The organism is Paraburkholderia sp. D1E, assembly GCF_052682275.1.
The window spans coordinates 4372212-4385561 of sequence record NZ_JBQYMB010000001.1; the positions used below are offsets into that span (position 1 = coordinate 4372212).

Genomic DNA, 13350 nt, shown 5'->3' on the forward strand with positions numbered 1-13350 from the left:
GCCCAATCGAACGGATGCGCGTGATGCTTCATGGTAGCTTTCTGCGTGCATGACACGCGAATCCCGGCGGACCAGCCGCACGAGCGGGTGTCGGAACTCATGCAACGGCTATTTGGTCTTCTGCGCGCCGACCTCGCTGTCCCACTTTCTGAACGCCGCGACCATCGCGGTCGCATTCAGCGGCAAAGCATGCGGACGCTCGGCCAGCAGCTTCGCGTACTCCGGCCGGCCGTACTTCTTCAGCACATCCTGGCTGTGCGCGGGCGCCTGCTCGATGCTCACGCCCTTGATCGCGGGACCGGGATAGAAATAGCCGTCGTCATAGGTCATGGCCTGCTGCGCCGGTTCGAGCATAAAGTTCATCAGCTTGTAGAGCACGTCGAGTTTTTCCTTCGGCACGCCCTTCGGAATCACCATGTAGTGCGCGTCGTTCACCCACGTCATGTTGTCGAATGCCTGCACGCGGAATTCGGCCGGCACGATGCCGAGCGCGCGCGGATTGATGTCCCAGCCGGTCACAGTCACAGTCATGTCGCGCGTGCCCTCGCCAAGCTCTTTCATCACCGCCGACGTGCCGCCAGGATAGTAAGGAATGCAATCGTTCAACTGCTTGAGGAAGGCCCACGTCTTGTCCCAACCGTGAATCGGATCTTGCGGATCTTTATCGCCGAGCACGTAAGGCAAACCCATCAGAAATGTGCGGCCCGGACCGGAGTTCGCCGGCCGCGCGTAGATCAGTTTGTCTGGATGCGCCTTGCACCATTGCAAAAGTTGTTCGGGCGTTTTCGGCGGATTGCTGACTTTGGCGGGGTTGTATTCGAGCAGTGGACCCGCCGGCATATAAGCGACTTCAAGACCGAAGCCTTGTGCGAGGTCCTGCATCTTGCGCGGGCCGGGCGCATATTTGTCCAGCACACCCGGGAAAGCCGCCGCATTGTCCGGCAACAGCTTCATCCAGAGATTCTGTTCGATGCCAGCGGCCAGCGCGTCGGTGCCGGTCAGAACGAGATCGATATCGGAGCGGCCCGCGGCCTGCATCGCCTTGATCTTGCCGGGCAACTGCGGGGCGGGCGCGTTGGTAAACGTGAGATTGGCGACGAGATTGGGATACTTCGCCTTGAAGGCCTCGAAACCCTTCTGCGTGAGTTGAAGATCGCCAGCTACGTCGACGATATTGAGCGTTACCGGATCGGCCGCGTGCGCCGCGGATGCACATGCGGCGCTTGCTATGAGACATACGGACACCAGCCTGAGCGCCAACCTGCCTGAAACAGTCATTGCGTCTCCTCGCTTCTTGGTATGGAAGTCCGCCGGTCAGATGCGCTGCTGGCGGTGTCTCTCAACCAATGCAACATAGCGAAGCGGAACTGCTGATGTCAAGCAAATACTCGCCACGGCGCTTTGCCCAGGAAATGGGGGAATACAGCCGGCAATCCTTGTGGCTCAACGATTTGCGCGCTTTGTTCGAGGGCAAACCCGGAGCCGGTGAGCAGATGCAGCAACGCGTTGTCAGGCAGCCTGTACAGACGATGCAGGTTCACGCTGCGCGCACTTACCCGCCCTGGACGCCCTGCGCATTCACATACAGCGAATACAACCCGTGGCTTGCCGCCATGAACAACCGGTTGCGATGGCGCCCGCCGAAGCACACGTTCGCGCAGCGCTCCGGTAATGCGATATGGCCGATCGGCTCGCCTTGCGGCGTGAAGACACGCACGCCGTCGAGTTCGTCGGTGCCCATGCCCCAGCCGCACCAGAGATTGCCGTGCGTATCGACGCGAAAGCCATCCGGCGTGCCCGGTCCGGCGTCGATCAGTACGCGGTTGTTCGACAGCGCGGCGCCATCGTTGTTAATGTCGACGTCGAATGCACGAATCTTGCGCGGCACGCCACGCGACTCGACGATGTACAGCACCGACTCGTCCGGTGAAAACGCGAGGCCGTTCGGGCCCAGCACGTTGTCGGCGACCGTCGTCACCTCGCCGGATTGGCCATCGATGCGGTACACGCACGCGGGCAGTTCCGACTCCTGCCGCTCGCCCTCATAAAAACTGTCGATGCCGAAGGTCGGATCGCTGAACCAGATCGAACCGTCCGACTTCACAATCACATCATTCGGTGAATTGAAGCGCTTGCCGCGATAACGGTCGGCGAGCACGGTAATCGAACCGTCATACTCCGTGCGCGTGACGCGCCGCGTCAGGTGTTCGCAGCTAACGAGGCGGCCCTGGCGGTCGCGCGTATGGCCGTTTGCATTGTTCGACGACTGGCGGAACGTGCTCACCGCACCGCTGGTTTCGTCCCAGCGCAGGATGCGGTCGTTGGGAATGTCGCTCCATAGCAGATAGCGGCCGTCGCCGAACCAGACCGGCCCTTCCGACCAGCGCGCGCCCTGATACAGACACTCGACGGACGCGGACGCGAGGATCAGCGACTTGAAGCGCGGATCGAGCACGCGAATAGAGGGATCGGGATAGCGGCGGCTGGTGTCGGTCATGCGTATGCTTTGAGTGAGGGAAGTTGATGGGGAAAGCAGGCCGAAGCGCGTTGCGTCCTGCATGCCGGCGCGCGGCGTGCAAGCGGCGGCACGGTCATCACCGATGTGACGAATTCACTATCGGGAATCGGTGACACTTTGATGATGCCTCAGAAGCACGTGGACTTGGCGTTCAAGTTAGCATCGGGTTCGCAAAGTTGTCAAACAACGTGGTCGCGAGTGGCGCCATACGACCTGGCATCGAAACCGATACGAAAAAGGCGAAGTTGGCAAAGTCTTGTGGGGCGCTTTTATAGGGTAATAGAGCACGGCAGGCGAGTGATCGTGAATGGCTGAGGGGCTAAACGGAATTGCCAATCGGGTAATTAAAGTCGCTTCGCCCGGAATTTCGACACGCCCGGTCATTCAGAGTGGCTTGACAATAATGTTGTCAATCAGAAGCATCAAAAACACTACCCCGAGAAAATTACCCACTTTATCGACCTGTGAATGTTAATCAAGTCGAAGAAATCCGATATAAAGAGCAATTCGTTCGCTTCTTTGCAGAACGAGCGCTGGGTCGTTTCTTTAGAAATCGCCCTCGACTTGCGAAATAATTTTTAGTGATAGATTGTGAAGATAAAAAAAGCCGGGCGGATCTCCGTACCGCAATTAACCGCAACGGGATGTTTGCGAGTCTACGAGAGCTAAATTGTCGCTACATTTTATCGAGGAGATGGCGCCGCTACTGAACGCCGCAGATGAAGCGGAATGGTTCGGTGCGATCGCGGGCCTGGCCGACACGTGGGGCTTCGACAGGCTTTTGATCGCCATGCTGCCACGCCCGACCATTCGCCTTGAAGACGCCTATGTACGGAGCACCTACGCGCCGGCATGGCGGCGCACCTACGACGAGCAGGGGCTCGTGCACATCGACCCGACTGTCTCGCATTGCGCGACGCGCGCTACGCCCCTGATCTGGTCGCCCGACATTTTTACGACCGCACCGCAGCAATCCATGTACGAGGAAGCCCGCGCGCATGGCCTGCGCGCCGGTGTGACGTTGCCGATTCATGGACCAAACCAGGAAGCCGGCATGATGTGCTTCGTCAACGACAACAACCCGACCGAAGCATTCTGGCGTCATGTCAATGTTGCACTGCCAAATCTGGTGTTATTGCGCGATCTGGTAATCGATACCAGTCAGCGCCATTTGAATACGCACACACAGACTTTATTGCCCAAGCTCACGCCGCGCGAACGCGAGTGTCTGAAATGGACCGCGCGCGGCAAATCCACCTGGGAAATTTCCCATATCCTGAGCTGTTCGGAAGCCGTGGTGAACTTCCACATGAAGAACATCAGGACGAAATTCGGTGTGAATTCGCGACGCGCGGCGGCCGTGATCGCCGCGCAGTTAGGGCTTATTGACCCGGGTTGAGCAAGGCGGCGGCGTCGCGGCTGTACAGCACCCGCTCGGCCCGGCCCAGATCGGCGTCGGAAACGGTTTTGGTGAAATAGAGACCCAGCAGGATCGACACCGGCGCCGGAATCTCGGCACCCGATTCAAACCGGCTGCCACGCGACTGCGTCACGCCAAAGCGTGCCCAGAAGCGGCGCTGGCTCTCCTTCTTCTTCTTGCGGTAGCCAATGATCAGAACACGATCCACCGCCGATGACGGCTCTGCCGGGCGGATTTGGACCGAGGGTTGCGCTTGCCAGTGGTTTTCGAGAAGTTCCATTTTTGTGTCCCGTCGGTTGAGGGCTGAAGCTTGTCTCGAATTCTGCGTTATCCGATAAGCATGCACACCTATCCAGGTAGGTAGGTGGCAGAAAGATTCAAAATGCATAAGTTTTCTTGCGTATTGGGTACCCCAACACGTTCAGGAGAACGTCATGCAAACAGCGATCCGGATTGGAATGCGGCAGGAATTTGACAATGCAGACATCAACGAGATGTACCGCCTGCGGGCGCGGGTGTTTCACGGGCGGCTCGGATGGGACATCCCGACCATCGCGGGCATGGAGATCGACGGCTATGACGCCCTCGGGCCGCACTACATGCTGATCCAGAGCGACGACCGGCACGTCCGGGGCTGCTGGCGTCTGATGCCCACGGAGGGGCCGAACATGCTGAAGGACACTTTCCCGCAATTGCTGCATGGCGCGGATGCGCCGGTCGGGCGGCATATCTGGGAGCTAAGCCGGTTCGCGATCGAAACAGGCGGCGAGGAGCAGTCGTTCGGCTTTGCCGACCTGACGATGCAGGCGATTCACGAACTCGTGACGTTCGCCGACCGGATGGGCATCACGCGTTACGTCACGGTGACCACCACGCCGATCGAGCGGCTGCTGCGCAAGACCGGGATCGACATTAGCCGGCTCGGGTCGCCTCTGCAGATCGGCGTGGAACGTGCAGTGGCGCTGGATATCGCAGTCAGCCCGAAGACCCGCACCGCCCTGTTCGGGCCGATGGCTGCTGCCGCCTGACGTCCGGAAGCGAGATTGGGGCCGGGCCGTGGTTGCGGTTGCCCGGTTGCCAATTTCCCGGTCGCGGCGGGCCCGCTGCTGCGGACGGGCCACAGTCGCCCGATCGCGGCGAACGGGCCGCGGCGACCTGATGATTGCAACCCTCTGGAGCACGCGCGGAATATCAGGAACCGAACATCCGCTCGAGCGCGTTCTCAAGATGCACGCGCATCGCCCTCCTTGCAGCGGGGCCGTCCTTGCAACAGATCGCCTCGAGCACGGCCAGATGTTCGGCCTGCACGAGCCGTTGCCGCTCGACCGTCTTCACGAGCGACAGATTACGCGACAGGTTCATGCTGAACAGAATCTGTTCTTCGATGAACGACATGACCGTGATGAAAAACGGGTTCTTCGAGGCGCGCGCCACCGCCAGGTGAAACATGAAATCGTCCTGCGCGCCAATGCCTCGGGTTTCGATGATGCATTCCAACTGATCCCACGCGTGCTGGATCGCGGTGATGTCGTCGGCGTCGGCCTTGAGCGCCGCCTGCTCCGCCGCGCCGGCTTCAGTGACGATGCGAAATTCGTAGCAGCGACGGATGTCGGACAACGTTTCGAGCGGCGCGAAACGGCGCACATCGGGGTCCGGCCGCCGCGCGACTGTGGTACCCGAACCGTGCCGCGTCATGATGATGCCGTCCGCGCGCAGACGCGCCAGGGCTTCGCGCACGGTCGGCCGCGACGTCGCAAAACGTTCGGCGAGCGCATGCTCGGTAGGCAGACGCTCGCCTTCCTTGTACTCGCCTTCAAGAATGCGATTGAGGATGTCGCCGTAAATCTTGTCGGGCAAACCCGTTGTTTTGCGCTCGTTCATCAGCGGTGCTGAAGCAGCTTGTCTGAGTAGATTTTGATTGTAAGGCAAACCTGACCCTATCTTGATTTGATATATGCCCTTTGGCTTGACAGGAATGCCGCAAACGCTTGCTGTACGGCGCCTGCCGGGTAAAGCACCGTCATCACAAAATTTGACAAGTGTTTGATTTACATCCTGCCTGGATGCACTGTTTTCAGCGATCATTTAAGCTCGCATCGGTAATAAATCGTCAATGAGCCCGGCCGGGTGCGACGGCCGCGGTATCCGAATCCTTCAGACGCGGAGTCGATATGTACACACGCATCCTTGTAGCGGTCGATGGCAGCAACACCTCGCGCCGTGCATTCGAAGCAGCGCTCGCGCTCGCGAAATCCACCGGCGCTGTCATGCAGCCGCTCTACGTCGTCGAAAACACGCCGATGTATTTCGAAGCACCCGGCTACGACCCATCCATTCTGCGCACCCGCCTGATCGAAGAGGGCAAGGAGCTCGGCGCGGAATTCGCCCTGGCCATGGCGGCGCAAGGCGTCAAAGGGGAGCTCGCCGTGGGCGAAGCCTCCTCGCTCGACGACGTTTCGGTGGTGGTGCTAAAAGCTGCCGCCGACTTCAACGCCGATCTGCTGGTGATGGGTACGCATGGCCGGCGTGGTTTTCAGCGCCTGATTCTCGGCAGTGTCGCAGAGCGCTGTGTGCGTCAGGCGAGCTTGCCCGTACTGCTGATCCCGTCCGCGGCGGGCAAGGCAAGCGAAGACGCCTGAACGCTGGGTGACGCGTGTTGCAACTGCGTGTGCCTGCCGCATTGAGGCGGCACGCGCAGAGCCCTATCTCCAAAATGTGAGCCACGCACGTTCCATACGATGCATCACAGTCCATAACCACAAGCAGAAACGGCAGGGTGACATTGCTCAAGATGCCTGACTGCGCGAACGCGTCATTTTGTCGCTAAACAGGGAACATGGGCGGTGGGACAATCAGTTGTTACCCTGACAAATGGCTGCAGAACATGCTTACTCCTACCGCAGTGACTCACTCCGCCGGCGCCGCCGATTCCACTCCGAATTCGTCACTGGCGCGTGGCGGCCGTCGTGCCGCGCCGGTGAGAGCAACCGCGCGCACTGCGGCTCGCTGTTCGAGCTGTTCGATGCGGGCGCTCTGCATGCCACAAGGTCTGTCGCCTGACGAACTAACCAAACTCGAAGCGCTCATTTGCAGCGCGCGCTCGGTGCAGCGCGGCGAAGCGCTGTATCGCAGCGGCGACCGCTTCGACAATATTTACGCTGTGCGTTCCGGCTCCCTGAAAACCGTCATGGCGCACCGTGACGGACGCGAGCAGGTCACCGGGCTGCGCCTCGCCGGTGAAGCACTCGGACTCGACGGCATCAGTGAAGACGTGCATGCATGCAGCGCTGTCGCCCTTGAAGACAGTACCGTTTGTATCGTCCCCTACCCCGCTCTCAAGTCCCTGTGCCGCGAAATCAGTTCGATGCAGGACCGTCTGCACAAACTGCTGGGCGAGCAGATCGTCCGCGAAGCTGAGCAAATGATGGTGCTCGGCTCACTTTCAGCGGACGAACGCGTGGCGGCATTTCTGCTCGACGTGTCGGAGCGCAACGCGCAACGCGGCTATTCATCGGCGGAATTCAACCTGCGCATGACACGCGAGGATATGGGCAGTTACCTCGGCATGACGCTCGAAACCGTGAGCCGCACCCTGTCAAGATTTCAAAAGCGCGGCCTGATCGACACACAGGGCAAACATATCCGGATCGTCGATCTGGAAGGCTTGCAGAAGGTCTAAGCCACACGCGCCGGACCTGGCCCGCGCAGCCACGTCCCCGTCCAGCTGTTTTTTAGCGCGCATCCGCCTTGGCATGGCTCCTGCGAGCGGGTACAGTCTTTAGTCCGTCCCCCGCAAGGAGACCCGGCGAAATGAATCGCGACCCCGCCCCGCATCACCCGCTCGTCCAGCGTCTGATCGACGCGCGTCAAGTAACCGACGCCCTGTTTTCCATTGTCAAACCCGAGTTTCTGTATGAACGGCCGATCCGTGAGCGCCACCGGATCGTGTTTTACGTCGGCCATCTGGAAGCTTTCGATCGTAATCTTTTCGATCAACGCCTGTGCGATCTGCCGGCATTCGATCCACACCTCGACGAGCTCTTTGCTTTCGGTATCGATCCCGTCGACGGCGGTTTTCCGACCGATCAACCCTATGACTGGCCGTCGCTCGACGCCGTGCGCGGCTACGCGCGGCGCGCCCGCGAGCAAATCGACCGCGAGCTCGACGCGCTGAGCGACGCGGCGCGTGTCGGCCGCGAGGGTGCCCAGGCTGACGCGTCCGAGCAGTTGCTGAACGTCGCGATCGAGCATCGGCTAATGCATGCGGAAACGCTCGCGTACATGCTGCATCAGTTGCCGCTTGCGCAGAAAGTCAGCGAGTTGCGGGAGCCGGTGCTCACCCGTCCTGAACGAGCCGCGTCGTTGTCAACGATGGTCAGCGTGCCGGCGGGTGCAACGGTGCTCGGCATGTCGCGCGAAGGTGGCCGGTTCGGTTGGGACAACGAGTTCGGCGAAATGCGCGTCGACGTACCGGCGTTCGAGATCGACCGCCACATGGTGACGAACGGCGAATTTCGCACGTTCGTCGAGGCAGCCGGCTATCGCGAACCGAAGTGGTGGACGGCCAGGGATTGGGCCTGGAAGGAAGCCGAACATATCGCGCACCCCGCCTGCTGGTCGCAGCAGAACGGAAGCGATCAGGTCAGCGCATGGACGCTGCGCACGATGTTCGACGAAGTGCCACTACCGCTCGACTGGCCGGCGTATGTGAGTCACGCCGAAGCCAGCGCCTACGCGCGCTGGGCCGGCAAAACGCTCCCCAGCGAAGCACAATGGCAGCGCGCGGCGCACGGCGCACCGCACGCAATGTCAGGCAATTTCGATTTTCGCAACTGGGATCCGCAACCGGTCGACGTGCATCCGGACAACGTCAGCGTGTTCGGCGTGGAAGGTCAATTCGGCAATGGCTGGGAGTGGACCTCCACGGTGTTCGACGCGCTGCCGGGGTTTGAAGCGTTTCCGTTTTATCCCGGCTACTCCGCCAACTTTTTCGACGGGCAGCATTATGTGATCAAAGGTGGCTCGGCGCGCACCGCGCAATGCATGCTGCGGCCGGCTTTCCGGAACTGGTTTCAGCCGCATTATCAGTATGTGTATGCGGGGTTCCGGTGTGTGCGGGCGTGACTAATAAAGCATAAGTTGACGCGGAAAGTCGCCTTAAGGTTTATCGAAAATAATTTCAACATATGCTTTCTGAGCTTGCCCCCGAAAAACGAATCCCTTGCAGAGCAGGTAAACTCAAGCAAGGAGAAGAACAATGACAGGCAAGGCGAAGCGGGCGCAGTACACGCTCGAATTCAAGCTGGAAGCAGTGCGACTGGTCAAGGCCGGGCAAAGCATGGCGGCCGTGGCGGCGACACTGGGCGTGGTTGAACAGACGCTGTACAACTGGGTAAAGGCTGCATGAGCAACGATGCCCTGCTCGCGCACATCAAGGTGATTCACGCACAGGTCAAAGGCGAATATGGCTGGCCGCGCATGTGGAAGGAACTGCTCGCGCGTGGCGTGCGCGTGGGCAAGGAGCGGGTTCGCAAGCTGATGGCGCAGCATGGCATTCGTGCACGGCACAAGCGCAAGTACATCGCGACGACGAACTCGAATCACAACCTGCCGGTTGCACCGAATCTACTGGAGCGCGACTTCACGGCGTCGGCCCCGAACCAGGTCTGGACGAGCGATATTACCTATCTGGCGACAGCCGAAGGCTGGGTGTACCTCGCGGTCATCATCGACCTGTTCAGGCAGGTGGTGGGCTGGTCGATGCAGCCGCACATGAAAGCGGAACTGGTCACAGACGCGCTACGCATGGCGTGGTTCCGGCGTCGCCCCGAGGCTGGTGTAATCGTGCATAGCGACCGGGGCAGCCAGTATTGCGGAGGCCTGTTCCGGGACACGCTGAAGGCCTACGGCATGCGCTCGTCGATGAGCCGACGCGGCGATTGCTGGGACACTCAGTCTAAGATCGCTTCTGAATGTCGGACCGATCTGACCCGTGCTGGGATTGGCCAAGCTGCCTTTGCGTTGACCTGTCGATCGGATTCCGGCGTTCCCCGAGCGTTGCCGGGCTCACCGTCTGTGACCTGATAGGAGCTTTGTTCTGCACCGTGAGTGTCCTGTCCTGCGAGTGGGGTTGGCGATGCGCCCACTACAACGGATATACGCATGGAACAAAACGAAGTGATTCTGGGTGTTGACACGCATCTGGATAAGCATGTCGGGGCTGTGATCAGCGATACAGGCAGGCTTCTCGGAACGCTATCGGTATCGACCGACACAGCAGGCTATTTCGAGCTGCTGACCTGGGCAAATTCGTTCGGCCAACTACGGCGCGCCGGCGTTGAAGGGACTGGAACCTACGGAGCGGGATTGACCCGCGTGCTTCGCGATCATGAGATTGAGGTGTTTGAAGTCAATCGTCCCGATCGCGCGATGCGCCGATCTAAAGGGAAGTCCGATCCAACCGATGCCGAGAACGCGGCGCGCGCAGTCCTCGCCGGAAAGGCTACGGCTATCCCGAAGGAGCAATCCGGCGCCGCGGAGGCAATGCGCGCCGTCTCCGTTGCGAGACGCAGTGCAGTCAAGGCAAAGACGCAGGCTATCAATCAGTTACGGGCCTTGCTCGTGAGCGCTCCCCAGGAAATCCGTGAGCGTCTTCTGAAAGCGAAGACTGCAGAGTGCGTTGAAGGTTGCGCCCGTCTTCGCTCGTTGGGCAAAACGCCAATGTTGCAAACGCTCACGACCACACTGCGTTTGCTGGCGAAGCGTTGGCTGACGCTGGCAGAGGAGATCAAAGCACTCGACACCATGCTTGACAGCCTGACCAGCCAGCATGCCAGGCGACTTCGCGAACGATTCGGCGTCGGCCCGCAGACCGCTGCAGTATTGGGTTGCTGTGGCGGGCGACAATCCCGAACGCTTGAAAAGTGAAGCGGCGCTGGCGGCACTCTGTGGCACAAGTCCATTGCAGGCGTCGTCCGGCAAGACGGTCCGGCATCGTTTGAACAGGGGCGGTGACCGGTCTGCGAACAACGCCCTATGGACCATTGCGATGGTTCGGATGCGCAGTGATCCACGTACCCGGACCTACGTCGATCGTCGGACAAAGGAAGGCATGTCGCACAAGGAAATCCACCGCTGCCTGAAACGCTATATCGTCCGGGAGCTGTACCCGCTCATTCTGGCTGATCTGGCCGATTCGACGCCTGTTGCTTGACATAGGAGCGTCAATGCGCCGACGGAAAGCCTGTGGGGTTCGCTGAAGGTAGCACGTATGCATGGACGACACTTCACCACGCGGCGTGCTGCAATGGATGAGGTGATTGACTGGCTGGGCTTTTACAATGCACGCCGGTTGCACTCGACACTCGACTACGTCAGTCCCATGACGTTCGAGAAAAACTGGTTCGCGGCTCAGCAGGGACGAGCCGCATAATTCCCTCGGTTATGGGATTCGCGGAACGGGGGCAAGGTCAGCTTACGAGAACCACTCGCAACGTGACCCTTACGGATGCCGGTCAGGCCTATGTCGAGCAGGTTCGTCAAGTGCTTTCGGACCTTAACAACGCGGACAATGACGTCATTGACCGAGGGACCGAGTTGACCGGCCATCTGCGGGTCTGCGTTTCCGCAACGTATGGCCGCCTTCATTTGGCACCTCATATCCCCACTTTTCTTCGAGATTACCCGAAGGTCACCATGGACCTCGTGGTATCCGACACACATCTCGATCTCGTCAGCGAACGGCTTGACGTCGCGGTGCGCGTCGGCGTGCCGGATGTGGATGAAAAACTCGTCGTGAAACCGCTGTCGAAAAGCGAGCGGCTTCTTGTGGCCAGTCCAGATTATCTGCAACGCAGCGGGGAACCCACGCCCCCTGCAGACCTTGCGAAGCATCAATGCGTACAATTCGCGTATAGACCGGGACGCCGGCAAAGGTGGAAGTTTAGAACCGGCGACGCTACGGAATCAGTCATCGTGACGGGCCAGCTCATCACGAATAATCTGGACATGATCGCTAGCGCTGCAATAGGAGGTCAGGGCGTCGCGCTTCTGCCCAGGTGGCTTGTCGCTCAACCTGTTCGCGATGGCCGGCTCGTTCGCCTGTTCGAAGACGCAGAGATTACCGCCGACGCAGGCGAAGCATTCATCTATGCGACTTATCTGCCCAATCGAAGGCACTCGCGCAAAGTGCGCGCGTTCGTCTCATTCGTTGAAGCGCTTTCGTAAGACCACACATCACAACTGGTACTTCAGATGGCGGCTACAAACAGCACCTTGGCAGTCAACTGCCCCAAACCTCGCGCGCATAGCGGATAAAGTTCTGACCGAATATCTTCTCGATCCGGCCCGCGAGATCCCTGAACCGACCCGGTCCGGTCCGGTCCGGTCGACAGCAAACGGCAAAAATCCGCACTTTCCCCTCGCGCGGAAACCCCCTTCTGGCGTTGCTCCTCAACTCGTTTCCATATGCCCGCCTTGAACGCGCCCAAATTGTCGATCGTCGTCGACACTCGTCCGTACCGATGCCCACGCCATCCCATGTCAGAGTTCTGAAATCCGTAGATCAATCCGTTCTTGTTCGCCTTCTTCGCACAAAGAATGTCGCCGCTGGAGAATACCTTGACGATATCCGCATCATTCGCCTTGACGATAGCGTCCCATTGCTCCACCTCCCTGAGCGTCATCACGTAAGGACCGAGGTCGCCGAAAACGTAGCCCAAGGTCGTGTGGACAGCAGTCAGACCGGAGGCGCGAGCGTGGTCGATGGCCCGCTTCGGAACCGACGGAAATGTTCTTCCGTCGCCTGAATTGACGCCTGCCCCATTGGAGTCGGCAAGGAAACCGAGGGTATCGAAGACAAACATGTCCCGGAGCGGGTCGTGCGCTGCATCCTCTGAAGCGGAAAACCGAAAGAAGGCTATTGATTGGCACCTTGACCCAGGCCGGCCTTTTTCTCAGCATTCTGCAAATCGGTCGGATAGTTGGGGTCGTTGCTAGCCGGTTTATAACCGGCATCTTCAAGTTTCTTCAGTTCCACATTCTTCTTTGCACGGGCCTTTTTCCGAGCTGCTTTGCGCTCAGCCTTTGATGGTTTTGCGCTCGACGCAGCATCGGGTTTAACCACAGCGGTCGCATTGACTGCCGCAGTTCCGCCTGCGTCTTGAGCCATGGCAGGCACGAGCGACCCGGCAGTCATGGCGGTGATCGCAAGCCCGACGATGCTCTTTCGTACAGCAAATAGCTTCATTTCTGAAATTTCCTCTGAATAGTTGGCGACGTCCTTGCCGCCTGCAATGAAATATTCACGGACGCACCGCGGTTCTGCGCCGACTACCGTATCGCGACAACGGATGATGAAGAAAGATTTCGCGCCACCAAATACCGGTCTGTATGCTGGCCCGATGCAATCAGC

The 13350-nt window shown here is 59.6% G+C and carries 12 protein-coding genes and 3 pseudogenes; 9 read left to right on the forward strand and 6 right to left on the reverse strand.

From position 1 onward, the window contains the following. Positions 1-108 precede the first annotated feature (108 nt). Entirely contained in the window at positions 109-1278 is a 1170-nt protein-coding gene (locus ACUN0E_RS19580) for an extracellular solute-binding protein (RefSeq protein WP_445567657.1), read from the reverse strand. Between the two features lie 274 nt (positions 1279-1552). Then, entirely contained in the window at positions 1553-2497 is a 945-nt protein-coding gene (locus ACUN0E_RS19585; RefSeq protein ID WP_445567658.1) for an SMP-30/gluconolactonase/LRE family protein, read from the reverse strand. A 715-nt stretch (positions 2498-3212) separates the two neighbouring features. On the opposite strand from ACUN0E_RS19585, the gene ACUN0E_RS19590 reads away from it, so the two are divergent. Next, positions 3213-3917: a helix-turn-helix transcriptional regulator gene (locus tag ACUN0E_RS19590; protein ID WP_408220543.1), complete on the forward strand. Its 705-nt coding sequence runs from the start codon at positions 3213-3215 to the stop codon at positions 3915-3917. On the opposite strand, the gene ACUN0E_RS19595 is transcribed toward ACUN0E_RS19590, so the two are convergent. Beyond that, entirely contained in the window at positions 3901-4218 is a 318-nt protein-coding gene (locus ACUN0E_RS19595; protein WP_408228533.1) for an XRE family transcriptional regulator, read from the reverse strand. The genes ACUN0E_RS19590 and ACUN0E_RS19595 overlap by 17 nt on opposite strands. Before the next feature lie 154 nt (positions 4219-4372). Between ACUN0E_RS19595 and ACUN0E_RS19600 the strand changes: the two genes are divergently transcribed. Further along, positions 4373-4966, forward strand: a complete 594-nt coding sequence (locus tag ACUN0E_RS19600) for an acyl-homoserine-lactone synthase (RefSeq protein WP_445567659.1) — start codon at positions 4373-4375, stop codon at positions 4964-4966. 163 nt (positions 4967-5129) lie between these two features. Here ACUN0E_RS19600 and ACUN0E_RS19605 read toward each other — a convergent pair whose 3' ends face one another. Then, positions 5130-5819 carry a FadR/GntR family transcriptional regulator gene (locus tag ACUN0E_RS19605; RefSeq protein WP_445567660.1) on the reverse strand — a complete coding sequence of 230 codons (690 nt, stop codon included), beginning with the start codon at positions 5817-5819 and terminating at the stop codon, positions 5130-5132. Positions 5820-6109: 290 nt separating this feature from the next. On the opposite strand from ACUN0E_RS19605, the gene ACUN0E_RS19610 reads away from it, so the two are divergent. The 7 genes and pseudogenes from ACUN0E_RS19610 (at position 6110) to ACUN0E_RS19640 (ending at position 12164) form a co-directional block, all read left to right on the forward strand. Beyond that, entirely contained in the window at positions 6110-6577 is a 468-nt protein-coding gene (locus ACUN0E_RS19610; protein ID WP_445567661.1) for a universal stress protein, read from the forward strand. A gap of 383 nt (positions 6578-6960) precedes the next feature. Further along, entirely contained in the window at positions 6961-7617 is a 657-nt protein-coding gene (locus tag ACUN0E_RS19615) for a helix-turn-helix domain-containing protein (RefSeq protein ID WP_445567662.1), read from the forward strand. Between the two features lie 131 nt (positions 7618-7748). Next, a complete protein-coding gene (locus ACUN0E_RS19620; protein ID WP_445567663.1) occupies positions 7749-9062 on the forward strand; it encodes an SUMF1/EgtB/PvdO family nonheme iron enzyme in 1314 nt (437 codons plus the stop codon). Positions 9063-9195: 133 nt separating this feature from the next. Then, positions 9196-9887, forward strand: a pseudogene (locus tag ACUN0E_RS19625) (IS3 family transposase); the annotation flags it as partial. A gap of 213 nt (positions 9888-10100) precedes the next feature. Next, positions 10101-11151, forward strand: a pseudogene (locus ACUN0E_RS19630) (IS110 family transposase). Positions 11152-11163: 12 nt separating this feature from the next. After that, a pseudogene (locus tag ACUN0E_RS19635) lies at positions 11164-11370 on the forward strand (IS3 family transposase); the annotation flags it as partial. A 62-nt stretch (positions 11371-11432) separates the two neighbouring features. Then, on the forward strand, positions 11433-12164 hold the full coding sequence (locus ACUN0E_RS19640) for a LysR substrate-binding domain-containing protein (protein ID WP_445567664.1): 732 nt from the start codon (positions 11433-11435) through the stop codon (positions 12162-12164). 23 nt (positions 12165-12187) lie between these two features. On the opposite strand, the gene ACUN0E_RS19645 is transcribed toward ACUN0E_RS19640, so the two are convergent. Next, entirely contained in the window at positions 12188-12802 is a 615-nt protein-coding gene (locus ACUN0E_RS19645) for a hypothetical protein (protein ID WP_445567665.1), read from the reverse strand. Between the two features lie 53 nt (positions 12803-12855). Beyond that, on the reverse strand, positions 12856-13185 hold the full coding sequence (locus tag ACUN0E_RS19650; protein WP_445567666.1) for a hypothetical protein: 330 nt from the start codon (positions 13183-13185) through the stop codon (positions 12856-12858). Positions 13186-13350 lie beyond the last annotated feature (165 nt).